We start from the raw sequence: 23485 nt of genomic DNA, 5'->3' as shown, positions 1-23485 counted from the left end.
TCCAATGCGATGTCGGGTGCCGTCACTATACTCTTTTTTATGATGGTCATCATGTAAAAAACGAAGGCATCGCCTGGATCGAAAATCGACAGCAAATCGCAGTCGTGCAGGGAAAGGATCAGGGCTCGCCTGCCGCCTTTGCGGCAATGCGCAGGATGGCGCGCACCCGGCGGGTGATGGTCCAGCAGACAATGCCGGTCACCGCCAGCCCGAGGGCGAACAGCAGCAGCTTGAGCGGATGCCAGAGATCGGCGATGCCGTCCATGCTGATCGCATAGCCGGCGGTGGCCAGCGAGACATTGACCGTGGTGCCCGGAACGATGCCCAGCAGCGTGGCCGGCAGGTAGTGCCGGAACGGAATACGGGTAATGCCGAAAAAGTAATTCTGCAGATTGAACGGCAGCACCGGGCTGAGCCTGACCAGGGCAACGATGCGCCAGCCGCCCTCGCTGACCGCACGCTCGAAAGCGCGCCATATCAGGCGGCGCCGGGTCATGGCCTGCACCTGGCTACGCAGCAGGTGCCGCGCGATCAGGAAGGATATCGACGCGCCGGTGGTGGCGGCGGCCAGCGCCAGCGGCAGTCCCCACATGCCGTAGGCAAGGCCGGCCAGCAGCGCCAGCATGGAGCCCGGCACCAGCACCACCACCGCCACGATATAGAAGAGAAGGAATACTGCAGGCCCCCAGGCGCCCAGGCTGTCTATCCATTCCTGGATGCGCCTGAGCGCAGCGACGGGCGAAGCGAACAGCAGCCAGAAAACCAGTGCCGCGCAAAGCAGCAGCAACAGGATCGCGCGTCCTATGCTGCGTGGTCGTCGCCCGTCCATGATGCTTCATCCTGCTGCACTTGTTCGATGAACGGTTAATTGTCGCTCAAAAGTCGGTGCGTGGATGGTCCGCCCTTTGAATTTTATGCGTTGCCTGCCACGCCGCCAGCTCGGCGACGGCCTCCTTCAGCGCTGCGACAGCGCATTGCGCAGATGGGCCAGCGCGTCTTCATTGGTGCGCTCGAAGCGCAGCGGCGTGACCGCGATGCCGCCGGCCCGCACCACCGCGGTTTCGGTGTCGGGCGCATTCTCCACGGTTTCGCGGTGGAACTGCAGCCAGTGATAGGTCAGGCCGCGCGGATCGGTACGCGGCACCACGTTGATGCCCTTGACCAGACCCACGCCCTGCCGGGTCAGCGTCAGCGGTCCGGCCTCGGCCGGGGCCACATTCGGGAAGTTGACGTTCAGGCAGGCATGGATGTCCCAGCCGGCGGCATACAGGCGGCGAATCACGTCCGGCGCGACCTGGCGCGCGGTGTCCCAGCGCACGGCGGCCGGGTCGCCGAAGGTCTGGCTCAGCGCAATCGACGGAATGCCGAACAGCATGCCCGTCATCGCCGCGCCCACCGTGCCTGAAAACACGGTTTCCACGCCGAGGTTGGCGCCGCGGTTGACGCCCGACAGGATGAGTTCGGGCGGGTTGTCCTGCATCAGGTGCCGCACCGCCATGACGACGCAGTCGCCGGGCGTGCCGGAAATGCCGAAGCGGCGTTCCCCGCGCCGGCTGTAGCGCAGCGGCTGGTGCAGGCTGATCGAATGGGAGGTGCCGCTCTGGTCATGTTCCGGCGCCACCACCCAGACTTCGGATGCCAGCGTGGCGGCGACCTGTTCGAGCACGGCCAGGCCGGGCGCGTCGATGCCGTCGTCGTTGGTCAGCAGGATGCGGTTGACGATGTGGCCGTCGCTTCGGGGTGCCCCGGAAGGCAAATCGGGAAAGGAAGACAAGATGAGTGCCTCGCGGAAAATGACTGTCCATGAACAAGGACAACGCCAGCTTGCCGGCGCTGTTGCCCAAGTCTAGCGTCCCCTGCCCTGCCGCAACTTGCGCATTCCGTGCCTGAACCGGCAAAATCCGCTCTCTGCGGACACCGTCTGCCCGTTTCATCCGCCTGGACTGCCCACTATGGATCTCTATGCCCTGCTCCGACGCCTGCCGAGCGCCTGCTATGCCGTCACCGCGCTGACGCTGTACCTGCTGCTGCTCTGGATGGGCGGCCAGGAAACCACCGTTGCCCATCTGCCGGGCCGCGATGACTTCAGCAAGGTCTACCATGTGGTGTTTTACGGCGGCTGGTGTGTGCTCGTGTGGCTGTCGATGCGGCGTCCCAGCCTGCTCGTTGCGGTGGGCCTGACCATGCTGGCCGGCGCCGGCGATGAATTCCACCAGTCCTTTCTGCCGTTCCGCGAGGCCCGGCTGACCGACGTCCTGCTCGATACGGCGGCAGCAACCGCCGGCGCGCTGCTGATGTCAGCCCTGGCGCGGCGCACTGCGTTGCAATAGGAACGAATAAGCGGCAGCGCCTGCAGCAAGGCGGCGCGCCGCACGGACGTCAGCGCATCAGCGCAGCCGTGACAGGCTCCAGCCGGCTTTCTTCCTGACCACTTCATGCATGCCGTTCTCGCGTCGCCATTCCGCGCCGCACAGCCTGCATACAAAATATTCGCCGCCGCTGGTGCGGGCCTTCGCCGACTGCATATAGCCACGACGGCCCAGACTCATCAGTGCGGCATGCTCGTGTCCACCTTGCTGCAGCGCGCTGCATGCAGTACACATCGTCATGTCGTCATTCTCCCAATACAATCACGGTCCGATTGCCGCAGCGCGCAAGAGTTCACGCAGACAGCGTCCCCCTTGCGATGGCCTCGGGACGGGCTCAGCCAGGCGAAGCGCGATGATGGCCTTGTTCCAGCATGTCGATGGCGATCCGGCGCGCCGCCTGCTCGGCTTCCTGCTGGGTGGAAAAACTGGTCTCGACCGCCACCCGCTGGGAAGGCACCACGGGCTGCCGGTGCATCGGATTGCGGGATGGGCCATAGATTTCCACCCACGCGGTCCAGCCCTCGCTCTCAGCGAGATGCATGCCCGAATACTCGATTTCATAATCGCCAATCTGCTCGGTCGGCATCACGGCTCCCATCGCATCCGTCAGGAAGCTACATGTTAAGACGTCATGCCGTTTTTGCATCCCCAGATTGCAGGCCAGGCGACCAATATCAAGAATGCGGCGACTAATGCCCCGCCCTCCATCGGGGGGACGCACTGGCATGGGCCGGCCTTCAGCAGCGCAAACGCGGGTGCTATCATCCCGTCTCTCCATTCTCACGCCGCCACTGCGATGCAAGATCCCACCGCCTACTACAATGCCCAGTTCAACGCCCGCGCCGCCGTGCCGGACCATGCCCGCATCTTTACCCGCTGGCAGAAGGACTCGGCCCATGTGCGCCGCACGCATGCCGGCCTGCTCGACCTGGCGTATGGCGAGAGCGCGGGGGAACGCCTGGACCTGTTCCCGGCAAGCAAGCGCGGCGCGCCGCTGCTGGTATTCATTCATGGCGGCTGGTGGCGCTCGCTGGACAAGTCCGACTTTTCCTTCATCGTCCCCGGCTATGTACGCGCCGGCTTCAATGTCGCGCTGACCAACTACACTCTGGCGCCGACGGCCTCGCTGGAGGAAATCACGCGCCAGCAGTTGCGGGCGCTGGCCTGGCTGTACCGCAATGCCGAGCAGTACGACATCGACCCCAGCCGCATCGTGGTGGCCGGCCACTCCGCCGGCGGCCACCTGGCGGCGATGATGCTGGCGGCCCAGTGGCCGCGCTTCGCCGACGACCTGCCGGCCGACCTGGTGCGCGGCGGCGTGCTGCTGTCGGGCCTGTACGACCTGACCCCGGTGCAGCATGCCGATTATGTGAATGTGGATCTGAAGCTGAAGACGGAACACATCGGGCCGCTGTCGCCGGCCTTCATGCCGCAGGCGGCCGACGCGCCTTTCGTGACCGCCGTGGGCGGGCTGGAATCGGAGGAGTTCAAGCGCCAGAACGCGCTGATCGGGTCGGTCTGGAAGGACAGGCTGACGGCGGACGTGGCGCTGCCCGATCGCAATCATCTGACCATCTGCGACGCCCTTGCCGCCCCGGGCGACCCGCTGTTCGACGCCACGGTGAAGCTGCTGGAAGGCCTGCGCGCCGCCTGATCCCGTTGACGACAGTCGGCGGCAGGCCTTGTGCGTCTAGCCGCCGTACGCGTAGGTGAAGCGCCCGCCCTGGATGCGGCCCATCACCCGCGAGCGCTGGTCCAGGCCGACATGGTCGCGGGCATTCATGTTGATCACGCCCTGCGGCACGGTCAGCTCGCGGGTGTTTTCCAGCGCGGCGCGCAGCGCGGCGCGGAATTCGGAGGTGCCCGGCTTGGCGCTCTTGAGCGCCTGGGGCACGGCATTGGCGATCAGCATCCAGGCGCCCCAGGCGTCCGCCGCGAACTGGGTCACGGTGCCTTCGCCATAGGCCGCTTCATAACGGCGGGTGAAATCCATCGCCACCTTCTTCACCGGGTTGTTTTCCGGCAGCTGCTTGGCCACCACCGCCGGGCCGGTCGGGAAGAAGGTGCCTTCCACGTCCTTGCCGCCCACCTTCAGGAATTCCAGCGTCGCGATGCCATGGGTCTGGTAGATGCGGCCCTTGTAGCCGCGCTCCACCAGCGTCTTCTGCGGCAGCACCGCCGGCGTCGCCGAGCCGGCCACCAGCACGGCATCCGGCTTGGCGGCCATGATCTTCAGTACCTGGCCGGTGACGCTGGTATCGGTGCGGGCGAAGCGCTCGTTGGCCACGATCTGCAGCTTGCGCAGTTCGGCCAGCTTGGAGAACTCGCGCCACCAGCCTTCGCCATAGGCGTCGGCGAAGCCGATGAAGGCCACCGTCTTCACGCCGTTGTCAGCCATGTGCTGGGTCAGGATGGTGGTCATGTGGGTGTCGTTCTGCGGCATCTTGAAGGCCCAGGCGCGGCGCGCGTCCTGCGGCTCGACGATGGATGCCGACGCCGCCAGCGCCACCATCGGCGTCTGCGACTCGGCCAGCGCGTCCAGCATCGCCAGCGCATTCGGCGTGGTGTTGGGGCCGACCACGATGTCGACCTTTTCCTCGGTGGTCAGCTTGCGCAGGTTGCGCACCGCGTTGGTGGTGTCGGACGCATCGTCGAGGATGATGTATTCGACCTTCTGGCCCGCCACTTCCTTGGGCCACAGCAGCATCGCATTGCGGGTCGGCGCGCCGATCGCGGCCGCCGGGCCGGTAGTGGAAATCGTGACGCCCACCTTGATCTGCGCATGGGCGGATTGGGCCATCAGCACGGACAGCGAAATGCAGGACATGCCGGCGAACCAGCGGAAGAGTTTGGATTGCATGGTTGTTCCTGTTGTTGTGTCGAATGAGGATTCAGCGGCTGACCGGCGGCTCGCCCTGCACCACTTTCTGGTCGATGGCGCCGAAAATGGACCTGCCGTCGGCATCGCGCATGTCGAGGCGGATGTTGTCGCCGAAACGCATGAAGGGCGTGGTCGGCTCGCCGCCCTCGATCATTTCCAGCGCACGCTTTTCGGCGATGCAGGTATAGCCGCGGCGCGCATCCTTGTTCGACACCGTGCCCGAGCCGACGATGCTGCCGGCGCGCACATTGCGCGTTTTGGCCAGGTGCGCGACGAGTTGCGGGAAGCCAAACACCATGTCGTCGCCGGCGTTGGGCTGGCCGACCAGATTGTTGTTCCAGGTTGCGCGCAGCGGCAGGTGGAGGCGGCCGTCGCGCCACGCCGGGCCGAGTTCGTCGGGTGTGACCGCCACCGGCGAGAACGCGGTCGCCGGCTTGGACTGCAGGAAGCCGAAGCCCTTGGCCAGTTCGGCCGGGATCAGGTTGCGCAGCGACACGTCGTTGACCAGCATCAGCAGCCGGATATGGCCGGCGGCCTGCTCGGGCGTGGCGGCCATGGCCACGTCGTCGGTGACCACCGCCACCTCGCCCTCGAAGTCGATGCCCCAGTCTTCCGACATGACGACGATGTCGTCGGTCGGTCCGATGAAGTCGTCGGAGCCGCCCTGGTACATCAGCGGGTCGTGCCAGAATGATTCGGGCATCTGCGCCGCGCGCGCCCGGCGCACCAGCTCCACATGGTTCACATAGGACGAGCCATCGGCCCACTGGTAGGCCCGCGGCAGCGGCGCCATGCAGTTGCGGGCATCGAAATCGAAGGCGCGCGGCGCGCGGCCGGCATTGAGCTGCTCATACAGTTCGATCAGCTGCGGCGCCATGAACTGCCAGTCGTCAAGCGCGCGCTGCAGCGTGGGCGCAATGGCGTCGGCAATGGCAACGGTCTTGAGGTCGCGCGAAACGACCGCCAGCTGGCCGTCGCGGGTGCCGTCCTTCAGGGTGGCTAGCTTCATGTGCAGGGGCGTGGAATGGTGGTCAAAAGTAGCCCGGCATTATAGCGGCAAGCCTCCGGCCGGCGGGCCTTGCCGCAACGCCGCCGGCCACGCCAGGCCGCATCACAATTCATACATCGTCTGCTCGCCGCTGATCACCTGGTCGATCAGCTTGCGGTTGATGGTGGGCGTCATCAGTTCGATGAAGGTGTACACGTAGCTGCGCAGGTAGGCGCCCTGCTTCATCGCCACCCGCGACACATTGCTGCCGAACAGGTGCCCGGCCGAGATGGCGCGCAGGTTGCGGTCGCGCTCCGGGTCGAAGGCCATGCCGGCGATGATGCCCACGCCCATGCCCAGCTCGACATAGGTCTTGATCACGTCGGCGTCGATCGCCTCCAGCAGGATGTCGGGCTTCAGCGAGCGCAGCGCGAAGGCATGGTCGATCTTGTTGCGGCCGGCGAACGCGGCATCGTAGGTAATCAGCGGATAAGTGGCGATCTCCTCCAGCGTCAGCGGCTTGGCGCGCAGCAGCGCATGTTCCGGCGGCACCACCACCAGGTGCTCCCACTGGTAGCACGGCAGCGAAATCAGGCCGTCGACATCGGCGATCGCCTCGGTGGCAATCGCCAGGTCGGCCTGGTCGTTCAGCACCATCTCGGCAACCTGGCGCGGGTTGCCCTGCAGCAGCGACAGCCTGACCTTGGGAAACTTCTGGGCGAACTGCTGCACCACGCGCGGCAGCGAATAGCGGGCCTGGGTATGGGTGGTGGCAATGGTGAAGCTGCCGCTGTCCTGCGCCGCGAATTCCTTGCCGATGCGCTTCAAGCTCTCGATTTCCTGCATGACCATTTCCACCGACTTCAGCACCGCCCGGCCCGGCTCGGTGAGCCCGCGGATGCGCTTGCCGTGCCGCGTGAAAATGTCCACGCCCAGCTCTTCCTCCAGTTCGATGATGGCCTTGGAGACGCCGGGCTGGGAGGTAAACAGGGCCTTGGCCGCCTCGGTCAGATTGAAATTCTGGCGGACCGCCTCGCGGACGAAGCGCAATTGATGAAGATTCATGGGAGCTGGAAGTCAGGGTGAATGCCGAAATGCATATTACGCATATGCATATAAGCAAATAAATACTATGTCGTTGTGCATAAGCGGGAAGTTTATTACGATTCCGGCTCGTTTGTGCGGGGGCTTATGACTTTAACGTATGTAGGATCGGGATTTGCGGTGGGACTGCTGGTCGGGCTGACAGGCGTCGGCGGCGGCTCGCTGATGACGCCCCTGCTGACCTTGCTGTTCGGCATCAATCCGGCCGTCGCGGTGGGCACCGACCTGGCGTTTGCTTCCGCCACCAAGACCGCCGGCACGTTTGCCCACCGTTATCACGGCAATATCCACTGGAACATTGTCAAGCGCCTGTGCCTGGGCGCGCTGCCGGCCGCGCTGCTGGCCACCCTGGGCCTGAAACATTTCGGCACGCTCAACGAGGAAATCGGCCAGTTCATCCGTTACTCCATCGCCGTGTCGGTATTGCTGACCGTGGTGGCGATACTGTTCCGTACCCGCATGCAGAACTGGATGAATGCCCATCCGGGCCGGCAATTGCAGGGCAATGCGCTGGTGGCCGCCACCATCGTGTCCGGTGCGGTACTCGGCACATTGGTTACAATATCGTCCATTGGCGCCGGAGCTGTCGGCGCCACTCTGCTGGTTCTGCTGTATCCGCGCTTGAAGCCCGCCGAAATCGCTGGCACCGATATCGCCTACGCCGTACCACTGACCGCCATTGCCGCCATCGGCCACTGGTGGCTCGGGTCCATCAACTGGGAACTGCTCGTCATGCTGCTCTTGGGTTCGGTGCCCGGGATCACCCTGGGTTCGCTGGCGGCGCGTGCGGTGCCGGAACGTGCGTTGCGCGGCCTGCTGGCCGTGACGCTGACCGGGGTAGCAGCCAAACTGGTGCTCTGAACGACGCCCTCATTAAGGATAGACCATGTATCGCTACGACCAATACGACTTCCAGATCGTCAAGGAACGCATCGCGCAATACCGTGACCAGGTGCGGCGTCGCCTGTCCGGCGAGCTGGCCGAGGATGAATTCCGCCCGCTGCGCCTGCAGAACGGCCTCTACCTGCAACGCCATGCCTACATGCTGCGCGTGGCCGTGCCCTACGGCCTGCTGGCCTCGAAGCAGATGCGCATGTTTGCCGAGATCGCCAGGAAGCACGATCGCGGCTACGGCCATTTCACCACCCGCCAGAACATCCAGTACAACTGGATCAACCTGGAGGAAACCCCGGAGATCCTGGAAAAGCTGGCATCGGTCGAGATGCATGCGATCCAGACCTCGGGCAACTGCATCCGCAACATCACCACCGACGAATACTGCGGCGTAGCCGCCGATGAGATCGTCGATCCGCGCCCCTATGCGGAAATCATGCGCCAGTGGAGCACCTTCCACCCGGAATTCGCCTACCTGCCGCGCAAGTTCAAGATCGCCTTCAACGGTTCCGTCGAGGACCGCGCCGCCACCGCCGTGCATGACCTGGCCTTCACCGTGGTGAAGAACGAGGCCGGCGAAGTGGGCTTCCGGGTGATGGTTGGCGGCGGCATGGGCCGCACGCCCATCCTGGGCAGCGTGATCCGCGAATTCCTGCCGCGCGACCACCTGCTGACCTATACCGAAGCGATCATGCGGGTCTACAACCAGTACGGCCGCCGCGACAACATCTATAAGGCCCGCATCAAGATCCTGGTCAAGGCCATCGGCGCCGAGGAATTCGCGCGCCAAGTCGAAGCGGAATGGACCGACATCAAAGAGGGCCCGAGCACCCTGACCGACCAGGAATTCAACCGCGTGGCCGCCTACTTCGCGCCGCCCGCCTATGAAACGCTGGAAGACGGCGGCGCCGCGCTGGCCGCGCAGCAGGAAGAGAACAAGGCCTTCGCCAGCTGGATCAACCGCAATGTGAAGCCGCATCGCGTTCCGGGCTATGCCATCGTCACCCTGTCGCTGAAGAAGACCGGCATTCCGCCGGGCGACATCTCGGCCGAGCAGATGGACTTCGTGGCCGACCTGGCCGACCGCTACAGCTTCGGCGAACTGCGCGCCACCCACGAGCAGAACCTGGTGCTGGCCGACGTCGAGCAGGGCGAGCTGTTCGCGCTGTGGCAGGAAGCCAAGGCGCACGGCCTGGCCACGCCCAACCTGGGCCTCCTGACCGACATCATCTGCTGCCCGGGCGGCGACTTCTGCGCGCTGGCCAATGCGAAATCGATCCCGATCGCGCAGGCCATCGCCGAGCGCTTCGACAACCTCGACTTCCAGCATGACATCGGCGACATCGAGCTCAACATCTCGGGCTGCATCAATGCCTGCGGCCACCACCATGTCGGCAACATCGGCATCCTGGGCGTGGACAAGGACGGCGCCGAGTGGTACCAGGTGTCGCTCGGCGGCGCCCAGGGCAACGAGAGCTCGATCGGCAAGATCATCGGACCGTCGTTCTCGGCGCACCAGATGCCCATCGTGATCGAGCGCATCCTCGAAGTCTATGTGCGCGAGCGCACCGAGGACGAGCGCTTCATCGACACCGTGCGCCGCATCGGCGTGGCCCCATTCAAGGAATACGTGTACGCGACCCCGATCAAGGCGCACCACAACGCAGGAGAAGACGCATATGCGTGACATCATCAAGGACCGCCAGATCGTTGCCGACGACTGGCAGGTAGTCAAGCTGGCAGAAGGCGAAACCGCTGAATCGGTCGCCATTCCCGAAGGCCGCGTCATCGTGCCGCTGGCCGTATGGCAGGCGCGCCGCGACGCGCTCAAGGCGCGCGGCGACGTGGCCGTCTGGCTGGCCAGCGACGAGCGGCCGGAAGCGCTGAAGGAAGACGTGGAAACGCTGCCGCTGATCGCGGTGGACTTCCCCAAGTTCGCCGACGGCCGCGGTTATTCCATCGCCTACAACCTGCGCGCCCGCCTGGGCTTTGCCGGCGAGCTGCGCGCCATCGGCGACGTGCTGCGCGACCAGCTGTTCTACATGCAGCGCGTGGGCTTCAATGCCTTCGCCACGCGGCCGGACCGCAGCATCGAGGATGCACTGAAGGGCCTGACCGATTTCTCGGAAGCCTACCAGGCATCGTGGGACCAGAAGATGCCCCTGTTCCGCCGCGCCGACCGCGCAGCCGAGGCAGCGCAGAAATGATCTCCGCCGACTACGACGGCCTGGTCGCGGCCACCCGTGCGACCCTGGCGCGCATCGCCGCCGACTTCACGCCCGCGGTGTTCGCGTCCAGCCTCGCGGCGGAAGACATGGTGCTGACCGACCTGATCCTGCGCGCAAAGCTGCCGATCGGCATCTTCACGCTGGAGACCGGCCGGCTGCATGCGGAAACCCTGGGCATGCTGGACCGCATCCGCGAAGTCTATGGCTATGAAGTGGAGGCCTACCGGCCAGACCCTGCTGCGGTCGATGCCTACGTGCAGCAGAACGGCCTGAACGCCTTCTACGACAGCGTGGACATGCGCAAGGAATGCTGCCGCATCCGCAAGGTCGATCCGCTGAACCGGGCCCTGGCCGGCAACAAGGCCTGGGTCACCGGCCAGCGCCGGGCGCAGTCGGCCACCCGCTCCGAGCTGCATGTGCAGGAAGACGACGTGGCGCACGGCATGGTGAAATTCAATCCGCTGGCCGACTGGTCGGAAGAGGATGTATGGCACTACATCCGCAGCAACGACGTGCCGTACAACCCGCTGCATGACCGCGGCTACCCGTCGATCGGCTGCGAGCCCTGCACCCGCGCCATCGCGCCCGGCGAGGATGTGCGCGCCGGCCGCTGGTGGTGGGAAAACCCGGAGTCCAAGGAATGCGGACTGCACGTGGTCGACGGCAAGCTTATCCGCATCAAGCAAATCGCATAACGCAGTACAACGTTGAACAACAGTAGGACCACCATCATGAACACAGCAGTCGAACATTTCCTGACCGACGCCGCGGCCAACCGCCACCTGGACTGGCTGGAGTCCGAAGCGATCCACATCATGCGCGAAGTCGCGGCAGAGTGCAGCAACCCGGCGCTGCTGTTCTCGGGCGGCAAGGACTCGGTCGTGCTGCTGCGCATCGCCGAAAAGGCGTTCCGCCCCGGCCGCTTCCCGTTCCCGCTGGTGCATATCGACACCGGCCACAACTTCGAGGAAGTCATCACCTTCCGCGACAAGCGGGTGGCCGAACTGGGCGAGCGCCTGATCGTCGGCTCCGTGGAAGATTCGATCAAGCGCGGCACCGTGCGCCTGCGCAACCCGCAGACCGACTCGCGCAATGCGGCGCAGGCGGTGACGCTCTTGGAAACCATCGAGAAATACAAGTTCGACGCCTGCATCGGCGGCGCCCGCCGCGACGAGGAAAAGGCACGCGCCAAGGAGCGCATCTTTTCCTTCCGCGACGAGTTCGGCCAGTGGAATCCCAAGGCCCAGCGGCCGGAACTATGGGACCTGTATAACACCCGCGTCCATCCCGGCGAGAACATGCGGGTCTTCCCGATCTCGAACTGGACCGAGCTCGACGTCTGGCAATACATCGCCCGCGAGAAGCTGGAACTGCCGCCGATCTACTTCGCGCACGAGCGCCAGGTGATCCCGCGCAACGGCCTGCTGGTGCCGCTGACCGACCTGACCCCGCCCCGCGAAGGCGAGCAGGTGGAGAGGCGCATCGTGCGCTTCCGCACCGTGGGCGACATCTCCTGCACCTGCCCGGTCGCCTCCGACGCCGCCACGGTGGACGCGATCATCGCCGAGACCGCCGTGACCCAGGTCACCGAGCGCGGCGCCACCCGCATGGACGACCAGACCTCGGAAGCCTCGATGGAAAAACGCAAGAAAGAAGGATATTTCTGATGAACGCCCCGGTAGCACAAGCAGCGCAAGCCGCGCAAAGCCCATCGCAACAGACCGAGCGCGGCCTGTTGCGCTTCATTACCGCCGGCTCGGTGGACGATGGCAAGAGCACCCTGATCGGCCGCCTGCTGTTCGACAGCAAGGGCATCTTCGCCGACCAGCTGGATGCGGTATCGCGTTCGCGCCACAAGCGCACCGTGGGCGACACCATCGACCTGTCGCTCTTGACCGACGGCCTGGAAGCCGAGCGCGAACAGGGCATCACGATCGACGTGGCCTACCGCTACTTCGCCACGCCCAAGCGCAAGTTCATCATCGCCGACACCCCGGGGCATGAGCAGTACACCCGCAACATGGTGACCGGCGCTTCCACCGCGGACGCGGTGATCATCCTGATCGACGTCTCCAAGGTAAAGCTCAATGACGACGGCAGCGTCGACCTGCTGATCCAGACCAAGCGCCATTCCACCATTGCCCACCTGCTGCAGATCGAGCATGTGGTGGTGGCGGTCAACAAGATGGACCTGGTGGACTACGACCAGACCGTGTACGACCGCATCGTCGCCGCCTACCAGGCCTTTGCGCAGCAGCTGGGCCTCAAGGACATCCGTCCGATCCCGCTGTCGGCGCTGGCCGGCGACAACGTGGTGACCCGCGGCGAGAAGCTGTCCTGGTACCAGGGCCCGACCCTGATCGAGCTGCTGGAATCGCTGACCGTGTATGACGAGTCGCACGACGATCCGCTGCGCTTCCCGGTGCAGCTGGTGGCGCGCCACGATGGCCACCAGGCCAACGACTTCCGCGGCTACATGGGCCGCATCGAGGCCGGCAAGGTCAGCATCGGCGACAAGCTGGTGGTGCAGCCGGGCGGCCAGAGCGCGACCGTGAAGGACATCGTCACGCTGGACGGCTCGCTGCAGAGCGCGGCCGTGGGCCAGTCGGTCACGCTGCTGCTGAACGAATACCTGGACATCAGCCGCGGCGACATGCTGGCATCGGCCGAACGGCCCGCCACGCTGCTCAAAACCGTGGAGGCGGACATCTGCTGGCTGTCGGAAGAACCGCTGGACTTGCGCCGCAAGTACTGGCTCAAGCACACCACCCGCCAGGTGGCGGCACGCGTGACGAAGATCGACAGCCTGCTCGACATCAACACCCAGGAGCGCCATGCCGGCGACGCGGTTGGCCTGAACGGCATCGCCCGGGTATCGCTGAACGTGGCCCAGCCGCTGGCGGCGGACGGCTACGACCATATCCGCGCCACCGGCGCCTTCATCCTGATCGATGAAGTGAGCCACCAGACGGTGGCGGCCGGCATGATACGGCTGGCCTGATTTCAAGCGACTGCATGGCAGACAGCAAGGGCAAGGTCTACCTGATCGGCGCCGGCCCCGGCGCCGCCGACCTGATCACGGTGCGCGGCGCGCGCATCCTGGCCCAGGCCGATGCCGTGCTGCATGATGCGCTGGTGACAGCCGACATGCTGGCGCTGTGTCCGCAGGCCGAGCTGATCCCGGTCGGCAAGCGCTCCGGCCAGCGCTCCACGGCGCAGGCCCTGATCAATCAACTGCTGGTGGATGCCGCCGGCAGACACAGGCTGGTAGTGCGTCTCAAGGGCGGCGACCCGATGCTGTTCGGCCGCGCCGACGAGGAATTGCGGGCACTCGAAGACGCCGGCATCGCCTACGAAATCATTCCCGGCATCACTGCCGCGCTGGCGGCGGCCGCCTCCGCCCGCCGCCCCCTGACCCGCCGCGGCGTCGCCCGCAGCGTCGCCCTGTTCACCTCGGCCACCGCGCCCGGCGAACCCGACATCGTCACCCTTCCCCACTGCGACACCCTGGTCCAGTACATGGGCGGCCGCGAAGCCATGGTCACCGCCCGCAAGCTGCTGGAACGCGGCCAGTCGCCGGATACGCCGGTGGTGGTGGTGGAGAACTGCAGCCTGGCTGACGAGCATGTGTTCCAGCTGCGGCTGGCGGAGCTGGAGACGGGGCTGGCGGCATGCAGTGGACCGGTGCTGGTGCTGATTGGCGAGGCGCTGGCGGCGCGTTAAAACCCCAGTAGCGGTCAGCAGGCAGTGCCGCGTCCGGCACGCATTCGCGATTGACTCTCTTACTCCTTCACAAAAGCCAGCCCGCCCGTCCCTGGGCCTCAAGTTCGTGCGGCACATGTCGCCTCGCTCATTATTAAGACGTCTAAACGCTGATTGGGCGGCATCCTTTTCCTTCGTGTTGTTCCCAATCAATAAGCCGCGGATAAGCACAAAAAACCTATGCCAGGAGTCGGCGCCGCCTTCTGCAGCGCAGGCTCCTGGCGTCGACGTCGACGTTTTCCCTGTCAGTCCAACGGACAAATCAAAAATGGTCTAGCACAGTTTTGCCGATCTAAAAATTTTTGCTTATTGAAGATACATCATGATTGTTATTCCGATAGAAAGCTCTACCCAGTTATCGATTAACCTGGAAAAACTCAAAGAAATTGAAGATGTTCTTTCACCTTCACAAGGTGCTTCAGGGAACAATTTTGAACAAGAAATTCCAGTAGTTTCCTCACTTGATCAGCTTGTCGAAATCCAAAATAGCGCCAAGCGGATGGAGGTCGCAAAGCAAAGTGCATACGAATCATTTCGCAATCAATTCCTTGAGATTAATAAATTCGTGCAATCAAGCAATGGATTGGGCTCGAATAACGTTCTACACGCTTTTTACAAGCAATCGACCGCCCATGACGGAAAAAAAACTCAGGAAATCATCCTTTATTCCAGGCCAAGATCGAGCAATTTAATTACTCGGTTCTTTGACTGGGTGCTTTACAGCGATCAGGAACACCTCGCTCAAAGGTTTCTTCTCAAATTTCTCGCCTGTGCGCCAACGTTCGAGCTATCCAATTTTTCTGAAGGTCAAAACGGCAGCAGCGGCATCAACAAAGTTACAGACAACGCCACAGTTTGGATCAAATCCATGAGAGGAATTGTGCAGCATTCCCTGGGAAAAGAAAATCTATCCAAAGTTAAATGCTCTTCAGTATATTTCCTTGAAATAGCCAAGGAACTAAGAAGGCAGATAGAGGAGGAAACAAAAGAGACGAAGGCAAGGAACGACAACATGATTGATTGCATTGCCTTCGAGGATGACTTTTTTCAATGGCAACCAGATCGTAGAAATGGGGAGCTTGACGCGCCCTGGAATTCGGCCTCCCAGTTACCGGAAGAATTAAAAATCTTTGGGACCGAAAAAATAAAGGCTTTCGATGAATTTATTAACGATATCAAAAAATTAAACTCAAGTTCCATAAACCCTGGAAGGATCTCCGGATTTTCCGATTTCTGCATCGCCTGGGTAAATCTTTTCAACCGGAAAGATAGGCAGGGCGACTGTTTTAGAAATACTATTAATAAAAATAGTCAACTTCGCGCATGGAACGTCGCAGCACATTATTTGGCTTTGCGCGACCATCCTTATATCGTCCAAAAAGAAAAAAACCCGTATGCTGCCATCATTCCCGTGAACTCCGAATTGCAGGGGTACAGAGCGCCTTTCGATCCCGCGATCATGAACCTGCAACATTACGACGACACGGCTCACGTCATGATTTCACTATCGACGGACATTTATTTTCCGGAGACAGCAGTCAACCGGCAGGAAACTCTGCACGCAATTGCAAACATGGACAAACAAGTTCCGGGGGAAGACAAGTCCATCAAATTCAATAAACAAGTTCTGACAGTTTGCCGCCTAATAGACATTTCCAACGATATTAACCCAATACAGGAAGCGGAGTTGTTTTCCGCCTATCAGAAATTTATTAATACAGCCATAAAAGAAAAAAAGGAAATAATTTTAACCCCGATATTTAATTACACGGAAAATACCATCGATAGATGTATCGATGCGATGATTACACCAATCGTAACGCAAAGAACTGTAGAAGCCGAACTGCCTGAAATAAGGCTTTTCTCATCCGATCCAAGGATCACGGAAAAATTCAACCAGGCAATTGCCGACCCAGAAAGCTATATGGCATTAAGGGCGCAAGAAGTTGCCAAAACAGCCAGAGCAACAGCGGCCAAACATGGGCTCAGCCAGCTCCAGCTTCAGTGCGGCATACTGCCCAGTGATATGAACGATCCTGGAATGATCATGATGCATGCATCTGCGACGAAATACGGAACAAATAGCGCGACAAATAAAATCCTTGACGGGTTCACGAAAAAACCGCTATTTGCCACAGCCGCTTCCGCTGGAAAGGCCGTTCCGAGGAAAAGAAAAATAAGGCTGGCGGCCGACACGGTAAAAACCCGGCAATCTTCAAATAAAGACGGTCAGGAAAACCCGGTTTATGCGGCAACAAATGAAAAAGAAGTGATGTCGACAACGCATTTTATTATGCCGACTGACGAACTGCGTCTCGACCGGTCTTACTCCCTGACCTTGTCCAATCTCCTCGGGCGAGAGGAACTCAGTTCAGAGCAAAAAGAGACGATACGCCAGACCTATATCAAGGTTTTCAGCAATGCCAAAGAGAACGGAGTAAGCAGCTTGGTCCTGGTTCCATGCTTCGATGTGGAGCAATGCGAATCACTGCGGGAAGAGGCATGCGCCGTGATGCTTGACGTACTGGACAGCCTACTCGCTTCCCATCGGGGCATTGTGGTCAAGATGGCATTGGCATCCCAACAGGAATACGCCTTTGTGCAACAGCAGGTTGCACTATGGAAAAAAACCGCCAATCAAAGCGCGAGCAAGGGAACCAAAAGCCTGCGGTAACCCGAATAACCTGGGAAACCTGCAACAGGCATCGTGACAGGCGTTGAAATTTACCAAGTTCCGCCCGTGTACGACTTGCCCAGTTGAGCCTCGTATACCTGGTCATTCCTGCGGCGATAGCAATAGTGGGAATAAGCGGCGCCAGTCAGTGCGGCCAGCCAGGCCACGGCGCCCAGAGAAAAAATAAACATCATCGGTTCCGGTTGAGAGCAGCAGGCATTTTAATGCATGTGCGCGTTAACCGGGCGAAGAACGAATTTTTAGACTGTAAAATTGCCACGAGAACACAACTTTGCATAGGACATGCAGGACGAAGACAGGGCGGAAGGAAATGGGAGTCGAACCCACCAGACCTGCGTTGCAGGTCTCACCGGATTTGAAGTCCGGGCGCGCCACCGGGATGCGTTGTCCTTCCGATGCGGCAGGGTAACACGGCGCTGATCGATTCCGTAAGGCCTGCCGAGCGAACCAGACGCTTCGGAGAACCACTTTTTATGGGCTCACCCCGCCATCCTGCGGCGCCCGCCGGCATAACGGGTGATGCCGACGCGGTCCAGGTATTCCAGCACTTCGATGGTCAGGTTGCGTCCTATGCCGGTACGGTTGCGGTACTGCGCCGCGTCGAACTCGCCATTGTCCGAGGCGCGCGCCAGTTCGTCCGCCATCGCGGCCAGCGCCGCCACCGTCTCCGACAGAAAATAGCGGTTGGGTGCGACCGGCTCCAGGTAACCCAGGCGGCCGATGCGCTCGCAAAAGGCCAGCAGCGCTTCGCGCTCCATGCCGAGCGCGGCGGCCAGCTCCCCGACGATGGGCGGGCGCAGGCCACCGGCGCGCAGCAGCGGCTCGATGCGCGCCAGCAGTTCCCTGTCGGCAGCCAGCAGTTGCGGGCTGTGGCCCGGCAGGCGCAGCAGCCGCCTGTCGCGCACCAGCACGCCCTGCTCCAGCGCCCACCGTATGGCGGCCTGCAGGACTTCGGGGCGCGCTTCTCCACGAAGGCGCTGCATCAGCACGGCGTCGCTTGGGCCGATGGCATCGGGATGCAGCGCGTGCCATTCGGCCAGCGCCTGCGGCAGGCGCGACAGCAGTGCCTGCCAGTAGCCGCCATCCAGCGCCAGCGTGGCGTCGCCCTGCTGGAACAGGGCGATATCCATGCCGGATACCAGTTGTGCAGCCTCGTCGGTAGCCAGATTGCGCGACTGGACAAAATCGCGCAGCGCAATGCCCAGCGGCTCGGCGTGCAACAGGGCCGATAGCGCCTGCGCCGCGTCCGGCGCGTCCTGCGCCTGTGCCCTTGCCAGCCGCGCCGCCCTGGACAGGCGCTGCCCGCCCTCCGCCGGCGCGATCACCTTGCCGCCGCCGATCACCCGCTGGGCAGATGGGGAGCGCAGGATGAAGCGATCGCCGTAAAAGGCCGGCAGCGGCCGGTCCAGCACCAGTTGCGCATGGGCCGTTTCGCCGGGCGCCACCGCCTTGCCCTCCAGCAGCGCGACATGGCCGCTCTGCTCGGCCGCGCCCAGGTGCAGCTGCACGGGTGTCCAGTGCAGCAGCGGGGCATCGGCCTGGCGCCATGCCTGCACGCGCACATCGATGCGCCGGGCCGGCGCGTGGACGGCCGCTGCCAGCAGCCAGTCGCCGCGGCCGACATCCTCGCGGCCGATGTCGCCGGCCAGGTTGAGCGCGCAGCGCATGCCGGCAACGGCTTGCATGACCGGCTCGCCATGGACGCGGATGCCACGAACCCGGGCCCACAGGCCTGCCGGCGACAGCATCAGGCTGTCGCCGACGGCAACGCTGCCCGACAGCACGGCGCCCGTCACCACCAGGCCGGCGCCGGGCAGCGTGAAGCTGCGGTCCACCGCCAGGCGAAAATTGCCGTTCTGCGCGCGCGCTGCCAGGCCGCGCTGCGCCCGGGCCAGGTGGGTGCGCAGCGCTTCTATCCCCATGCCGTCGATGGCCGACACCGGGAACACCGGCGCATCGCGCAAGCCGGTGGGCGCCAGCAGCGCGGCGATGTCCGCCGCCACCGCAGCAATGCGCGCCGCATCGGCCCGGTCGGTCTTGGTCAACGCCACCGCGCCGTGCGCGACGCCCAGCAGGTCCAGCACCGCCAAGTGCTCCACCGTCTGCGGCATCACGCCGTCGTCGGCCGCCACCACCAGCAGCGCAAAGTCCACCGCCGCCACGCCGGCCAGCATGTTGCGCGCGAAGCGCTCATGGCCCGGCACATCGACAAAGCCGACCGCCTGGCCGTTGCCCAGATCGGCATGGGCGAAGCCGATGTCGATCGACATGCCGCGCTGCTTTTCCTCCGGCAGACGGTCGGTGTCGATGCCGGTCAGCAGCCGGATCAGCGTGGTCTTGCCGTGGTCGACATGGCCGGCGGTGGCGACGATCACGGCGTCGCCAGCGCGGCCAGCAGGCCGGCTTCATCGTCGAGGCAGCGCAGGTCCAGCAGCAGCGCCTTATCCGCGATGCGGCCGATCACGGGCAGCGCCAGGCCGCGCAGCGCAGCCGCCAGCTGCTGCGCGCCCTGGCCCGGCCTGGGCCGCAGCCGCAAGGCAAAGCTGGGCAGCAGGTCGACCGGCAGCGAGCCGCTGCCGATCTGGCTCATCGCCGGCACCACATCGACCGCCGCGCGCGGCCCCGCCCATTGCGCCAGCGCCGGCAACAGGCGCAGCGCCTGGGCCTCGATCTCCGCCGCCGGCCGCGACAGCAGCCGCAGCGCCGGCACCTTCTGCGCCAGCCGGTCCGGGTCGGCATACAGCCGCAGCACCGCGTCCAGCGCGGCGATGGTCAGCTTGTCGCAGCGCAGCGCCCGCTTCATCGGATTCTTCTTGATGCGCGCCACCAGGTCGGCGCGGCCGACGATGATGCCGGCCTGCGGGCCGCCCAGCAGCTTGTCGCCGCTGAAGGTGACGATGCCCGCGCCCTGGCGCAATGCGTCGGCCGGCGTCGGCTCGGGCGGCAGGCCGTAGCGGGTCAGGTCGGTCAGGGTGCCGCTGCCGAGATCCACCACCAGCGGCAGCGCGTGGCGCGCGGCCAGCTCGCCCAGCTCCACCGGGTCGGCCTCGGCAGTGAATCCCTCGATGCGGTAATTGCTGGTATGGGCCTTCATCAAGAGGCCGGTGGACGGGCCGATGGCGTCGGCATAGTCCCGCAGATGGGTGCGGTTGGTAGTGCCCACCTCGCGCAGGCGGCAGCCGGCGCGGGCCATGATGTCGGGCAGCCGGAAGGCGCCGCCGATCTCGATGAGTTCGCCGCGCGAGACGATGCATTCGCGCCGCGCGCCCAAGCTGTTCAAGGCCAGCAGCACGGCGGCGGCATTGTTGTTGACCACGGTGGCGGCCTCGGCGCCGGTGAGGCGGCACAGCCATTCTTCCAGGTGGCTGTCGCGGTCGCCGCGCTTGCCGCTGCCCAGGTCATATTCCAGGTTGGAGGCGCCCCTGGCCACCTGCACCATCGCGTCGATGGCTTCCTGCGGCAAGGGGGCGCGGCCCAGGTTGGTGTGCAGCACCGTGCCGGTCAGGTTCAGCACCGGCCGCAGGCTGGGCGCAAGCAATCGCCGCAGCCGCGCTTCCACGGCTGCGGCGATTGCTTCATGGGCAGGCGCCGCGCCGTCCGCGCGGCAGGCCGCCAGTTCGGCGCGCACCGCGTCCAGCACCAGCGTACGGCCATGCGCCTCGGTCAGCGCTGTCATCAGCGGCCAGCGCAGCATGCTGTCCACCGAAGGCAGCCGCGCCATGTCGGGCCGGGCGCTCATGCCGCGACCGCGCTTTGCCTTGCGGCGCAAGGCGGCGCGGCGACGGCGGCGAAACCGGGCGCCTTGGCGCCGGTTGCCGCCGGTATCGCTGTGCCGCGCAGGCTGCTATGGCTTGCTGGTAAGCGCGGCGACGATGGCGTCGACCGCGTCGTCGGCCAGCGCGCGCATCTCCTCGTCGCTGCGGTCCTGTATCGGATGCCGCACGAACACCATCGCCGGGTCGAAACCCAGGCTCTTCGACTGCAGCGCAGCCGCCTCGACAAACTCTGTGGATGCAATGCCTACTCCGGGTATGCCCCGACCTTCGAGATCCGCGATGTCATGCATACAGCACGACGTGCAGGAGCCTCAGTCGGCCAGGCCTTCAACGACCAGCTGGCATTCGCCGGCGATCTGCTGCTTCAGCGCCGTCGGCGCCACCCGGGTGAAGGTCGGCTTCTTGTAGCGCTTGACCGCGATGCCCATCGCGGCAAGCCGTTCGTCGACACGGTCGAGGAACACATTGCCGCGCGCCTTGGATATGTCGAGCAGGCCGACGGTGGCGCCGGCAAGCGTCGCCGGGCGCGCCAGCCGCGCCCGCGCCGATGGCGCGCGCTCGGCGGTCGGGTCCAGCAGGAGGGTTTGTTGCGTCATGTTGCGATCTCCCTGGTAACGGGGGTGGAGCCGGTGGGGCCGGAAGCGGCCCAGCCGGCGATGACAGCGGAAAACAGGCCGGCGCTGCCGCCGGCCCGCACGATCAACAGTCCGCCGGGGCGGAACTTGGGAACCTGCTTGCCGGCCAGCGCCGCCGGCAATCCTTCGGCAATGCCGCCGGCGCCAGCCAGCATGTCGTCGGCATTAAAGGTCAGCAAGGAAGTCAGTTCGTCGCGCAGCCGCGCCTTGGACCAGCCGGCCTCGATGAACACCCGGCTGTGCTCGGGCGACACCACCAGCAGCGCGTCGCCGGCCATGGCCAGCTTGGGATGGTCTACCGCGCGCAGGCACAGCGCGAAGCTCTTCGCCAGCGACTCCGGCGTGCGCGACTTCTGGTCGACGATGCCCTGCACGCCTTCGCCGGCGAACAGGGTGACGGTGGAGGCATCGGCGGCAAAGCCGCGCTCGACGGCCAGCGAATCCCAGCCGCCGCCTTCGGCTTCGGCGAAGCAGAAGGTGTACTTGCCCGGATTGCCCAGCGTGGCGCGGTCGACCTCGCCCGGCCGGCCGCCGCCGACATTCCTGATCACCAGCTGCAGCGCGCGGCCGATGGTGGCATTGGCGCGGTTGCCCTGCCCCAGCGCGTTCACGCCGGAATTCATGCCGACCGCCTTCGCGGCCGGTCCGTTGACGACCACCACCGGCCCGGCAAACATGGTCGTGCACAGCACGCCATGCATGCCGAATTCATCCACCAGCGCCGCTTCCACCGCTGCCAGCACCACCGGCATGTACTCCGGCTTGCAGCCGGCCATCACGGCATTGATGGCGACCTTCTCCACCGTGCACGGCGCCAGGTCCGGCGGCGCCAGGCCCAGCACCTCATCCGGCTTGCGGCTGGTTCCCTGCAGCATGCGCAGCACCCGCTCGCGGGTCGGCGGCACCACCGGCAGGCCGTCGGTCCAGCCGCGCTCGTAGCAGGCTTCCATCAGGTCTTCCTCGTCGCCCAGCGCAATGGTGCGCGAGGCGAACTGCACGTCGCCGAAGCGCAGCGCGAGCGTCTCGGGCATGCCGGGGTCAAGTGTCTTCGAGCCGCAGCCGGGGCGAATGGCAGGCAGATCCGCGCCCAGGTCGGGCAGGCCGCTGATGCGGCGCCAGTCGTCGCGATGCCAGCCATAAGTGCGCTCGACCTCGCGTCCGCCTTCGACGCGGATCAGGGTCGGCACGACTTCGATATCGAGCAGCCAGGAGTGTTCGAGCTCGCGGTCGTCCACCACCTCCGCGGCGCCGCCGGTGTCGCCGGCATAGCCGGGATCGTCCTGCACATAGACCTTCAGCGGCAGGTCGCCGGCCGCCAGGCGCGACACCAGCGGCTCCACCAGCGCACAGGTCGGGCAGGCGCGCTTTGCGATCAGCAACAAACCATCGGGCATCTGGCGCATCGTGCTTGTCCTTTGTCTCTGTTCTTCTAACGAACTTATTGGCGGTCATCATACGAAGGATGGACAATGCTGACCAGCTTTTTTTGCACGGTCGTTCTATTGCTGTACCGCTGGAAGGCAAGGAGACTTCCGGGATGTTTCGCCGTTCGAAGCGCGCGATCGCGCCGGCAGGACACCGCCGGCCTTCCTGGCTGGCAGCCGCGGCCAATCATGGCGGGCCGGACAGAAAGCCCGGCCAATGCAACCCTGCCCACGGCCGCGGCCGGAACCGTTTCGGCGCACGCGGTAACCACGTCCTGCAGGAGCGTGCCTTGCTGACGGTACACACGGCAAGGCCTTCCTGGTTGCGCTTCCCCGTCTTCATCAAGGGGCGGCATCGTCAAAACACACTTCAAGAGACTGTCACATGACCACTATTTTCCAGCAGGCGGCATCCCGTATCGCTCACGCTGCACAAGGCATCACCGACACCGACCTCGCAGGCATCGTCGGCGGCGTGGAACCGGGCGAACTTCAACTCAGCGGCAGCGTGCTGCCTGGCGTAGCGATCACGCTACCGTTCTCGCCCGGCCTGCAGCAACTGCCGGTCGGCGCCGTTGAACCGCATGGCGTTCCATGGGCGCAACTGAAGCCGGCTGTAAAGAAACTGGCCGCCGATGACTCGATCGGCCCGTCCGCGTAACACAGACCGGCCTGAGCCGCGCAGCACTTCAATCGAACCGATGGCTGCACCAGCCATCGCCAAACCCG

General features: G+C 64.1%; 23 protein-coding genes and 1 tRNA gene. 12 read left to right on the top strand and 12 right to left on the bottom strand.

What is annotated here, in order from left to right:
- Nucleotides 1-118: 118 nt before the first annotated feature.
- Together ABC383_RS02900 and surE are read right to left on the bottom strand one after the other, a co-directional pair.
- Entirely contained in the window at nt 119-829 is a 711-nt protein-coding gene (locus ABC383_RS02900) for a TVP38/TMEM64 family protein (protein ID WP_413011820.1), read from the bottom strand.
- Between the two features lie 126 nt (nt 830-955).
- Nucleotides 956-1774 carry a 5'/3'-nucleotidase SurE gene (surE, locus tag ABC383_RS02895; RefSeq protein WP_413011818.1) on the bottom strand — a complete coding sequence of 273 codons (819 nt, stop codon included), beginning with the start codon at nt 1772-1774 and terminating at the stop codon, nt 956-958.
- Nucleotides 1775-1952: 178 nt separating this feature from the next.
- Between surE and ABC383_RS02890 the strand changes: the two genes are divergently transcribed.
- Complete coding sequence (locus ABC383_RS02890) at nt 1953-2330, top strand: VanZ family protein (protein ID WP_413011816.1); 378 nt, start codon at nt 1953-1955, stop codon at nt 2328-2330.
- A 57-nt stretch (nt 2331-2387) separates the two neighbouring features.
- Here ABC383_RS02890 and ABC383_RS02885 read toward each other — a convergent pair whose 3' ends face one another.
- Nucleotides 2388-2609 carry a hypothetical protein gene (locus ABC383_RS02885; protein WP_413011814.1) on the bottom strand — a complete coding sequence of 74 codons (222 nt, stop codon included), beginning with the start codon at nt 2607-2609 and terminating at the stop codon, nt 2388-2390.
- Between the two features lie 94 nt (nt 2610-2703).
- A complete protein-coding gene (locus ABC383_RS02880; protein WP_413011812.1) occupies nt 2704-2955 on the bottom strand; it encodes a hypothetical protein in 252 nt (83 codons plus the stop codon).
- 210 nt (nt 2956-3165) lie between these two features.
- Between ABC383_RS02880 and ABC383_RS02875 the strand changes: the two genes are divergently transcribed.
- Nucleotides 3166-4023, top strand: a complete 858-nt coding sequence (locus ABC383_RS02875; protein ID WP_413011810.1) for an alpha/beta hydrolase — start codon at nt 3166-3168, stop codon at nt 4021-4023.
- Nucleotides 4024-4059: 36 nt separating this feature from the next.
- Here ABC383_RS02875 and ABC383_RS02870 read toward each other — a convergent pair whose 3' ends face one another.
- The 3 genes from ABC383_RS02870 to ABC383_RS02860 all read right to left on the bottom strand — a co-directional run bounded on the left by ABC383_RS02870 (nt 4060) and on the right by ABC383_RS02860 (nt 7303).
- A complete protein-coding gene (locus ABC383_RS02870) occupies nt 4060-5196 on the bottom strand; it encodes an ABC transporter substrate-binding protein (RefSeq protein ID WP_413016218.1) in 1137 nt (378 codons plus the stop codon).
- A gap of 64 nt (nt 5197-5260) precedes the next feature.
- Complete coding sequence (locus ABC383_RS02865) at nt 5261-6259, bottom strand: fumarylacetoacetate hydrolase family protein (RefSeq protein ID WP_413011808.1); 999 nt, start codon at nt 6257-6259, stop codon at nt 5261-5263.
- Between the two features lie 102 nt (nt 6260-6361).
- A complete protein-coding gene (locus ABC383_RS02860; protein ID WP_413011806.1) occupies nt 6362-7303 on the bottom strand; it encodes a CysB family HTH-type transcriptional regulator in 942 nt (313 codons plus the stop codon).
- Nucleotides 7304-7429: 126 nt separating this feature from the next.
- On the opposite strand from ABC383_RS02860, the gene ABC383_RS02855 reads away from it, so the two are divergent.
- The 8 genes from ABC383_RS02855 to ABC383_RS02820 all read left to right on the top strand — a co-directional run bounded on the left by ABC383_RS02855 (nt 7430) and on the right by ABC383_RS02820 (nt 16900).
- Nucleotides 7430-8203, top strand: a complete 774-nt coding sequence (locus ABC383_RS02855; RefSeq protein WP_413011804.1) for a sulfite exporter TauE/SafE family protein — start codon at nt 7430-7432, stop codon at nt 8201-8203.
- Nucleotides 8204-8228: 25 nt separating this feature from the next.
- The gene (locus ABC383_RS02850; protein ID WP_413011802.1) at nt 8229-9923 is read left to right on the top strand and encodes a nitrite/sulfite reductase; all 1695 of its coding nucleotides are present in this window, start codon (nt 8229-8231) and stop codon (nt 9921-9923) included.
- Nucleotides 9916-10443, top strand: coding sequence for a DUF934 domain-containing protein (locus tag ABC383_RS02845; protein ID WP_413011800.1), 528 nt, complete (start codon nt 9916-9918; stop codon nt 10441-10443). Before ABC383_RS02850 ends, ABC383_RS02845 begins: the two co-directional genes overlap by 8 nt.
- On the top strand, nt 10440-11159 hold the full coding sequence (locus ABC383_RS02840; RefSeq protein WP_413011798.1) for a phosphoadenylyl-sulfate reductase: 720 nt from the start codon (nt 10440-10442) through the stop codon (nt 11157-11159). Before ABC383_RS02845 ends, ABC383_RS02840 begins: the two co-directional genes overlap by 4 nt.
- A 36-nt stretch (nt 11160-11195) precedes the next feature.
- Nucleotides 11196-12131: a sulfate adenylyltransferase subunit CysD gene (gene cysD, locus ABC383_RS02835; RefSeq protein WP_413011796.1), complete on the top strand. Its 936-nt coding sequence runs from the start codon at nt 11196-11198 to the stop codon at nt 12129-12131.
- Nucleotides 12131-13465, top strand: coding sequence for a sulfate adenylyltransferase subunit 1 (locus ABC383_RS02830; RefSeq protein WP_413011794.1), 1335 nt, complete (start codon nt 12131-12133; stop codon nt 13463-13465). The genes cysD and ABC383_RS02830 overlap by 1 nt, the downstream gene beginning before the upstream one ends.
- Nucleotides 13466-13479: 14 nt before the next feature.
- Complete coding sequence (gene cobA, locus ABC383_RS02825) at nt 13480-14187, top strand: uroporphyrinogen-III C-methyltransferase (protein ID WP_413011792.1); 708 nt, start codon at nt 13480-13482, stop codon at nt 14185-14187.
- A 361-nt stretch (nt 14188-14548) separates the two neighbouring features.
- Nucleotides 14549-16900: a hypothetical protein gene (locus tag ABC383_RS02820; RefSeq protein ID WP_413011790.1), complete on the top strand. Its 2352-nt coding sequence runs from the start codon at nt 14549-14551 to the stop codon at nt 16898-16900.
- Nucleotides 16901-17222: 322 nt separating this feature from the next.
- Here ABC383_RS02820 and ABC383_RS02815 read toward each other — a convergent pair.
- From ABC383_RS02815 to ABC383_RS02795, 5 genes are all read right to left on the bottom strand, one after another.
- Nucleotides 17223-17315 (bottom strand) — tRNA-Sec (locus ABC383_RS02815).
- Nucleotides 17316-17400: 85 nt separating this feature from the next.
- Nucleotides 17401-19296, bottom strand: a complete 1896-nt coding sequence (gene selB / locus ABC383_RS02810; RefSeq protein ID WP_413011788.1) for a selenocysteine-specific translation elongation factor — start codon at nt 19294-19296, stop codon at nt 17401-17403.
- Nucleotides 19293-20660: an L-seryl-tRNA(Sec) selenium transferase gene (selA, locus tag ABC383_RS02805; protein WP_413011786.1), complete on the bottom strand. Its 1368-nt coding sequence runs from the start codon at nt 20658-20660 to the stop codon at nt 19293-19295. Before selA ends, selB begins: the two co-directional genes overlap by 4 nt.
- Before the next feature lie 105 nt (nt 20661-20765).
- Nucleotides 20766-21293, bottom strand: coding sequence for a UGSC family (seleno)protein (locus tag ABC383_RS02800; protein ID WP_413011784.1), 528 nt, complete (start codon nt 21291-21293; stop codon nt 20766-20768).
- Nucleotides 21290-22735 carry a thioredoxin domain-containing protein gene (locus tag ABC383_RS02795; RefSeq protein WP_413011782.1) on the bottom strand — a complete coding sequence of 482 codons (1446 nt, stop codon included), beginning with the start codon at nt 22733-22735 and terminating at the stop codon, nt 21290-21292. Before ABC383_RS02795 ends, ABC383_RS02800 begins: the two co-directional genes overlap by 4 nt.
- A 59-nt stretch (nt 22736-22794) precedes the next feature.
- Here ABC383_RS02795 and ABC383_RS02790 point away from each other — a divergent pair, with 59 nt between their 5' ends.
- The gene (locus tag ABC383_RS02790) at nt 22795-23145 is read left to right on the top strand and encodes a hypothetical protein (RefSeq protein WP_413011780.1); all 351 of its coding nucleotides are present in this window, start codon (nt 22795-22797) and stop codon (nt 23143-23145) included.
- A complete protein-coding gene (locus tag ABC383_RS02785; RefSeq protein WP_413011778.1) occupies nt 23142-23417 on the top strand; it encodes a hypothetical protein in 276 nt (91 codons plus the stop codon). The genes ABC383_RS02790 and ABC383_RS02785 overlap by 4 nt, the downstream gene beginning before the upstream one ends.
- The last annotated feature ends 68 nt before the right edge of the window (nt 23418-23485 follow it).

The sequence above is a fragment of the Noviherbaspirillum phoenicis genome (assembly GCF_047237965.1).
Lineage (GTDB): Bacteria > Pseudomonadota > Gammaproteobacteria > Burkholderiales > Burkholderiaceae_D > Noviherbaspirillum_A.
The sequence above is the reverse complement of the archived record's forward strand: the minus strand, read 5'-3'. Positions and strand labels throughout refer to the sequence as shown.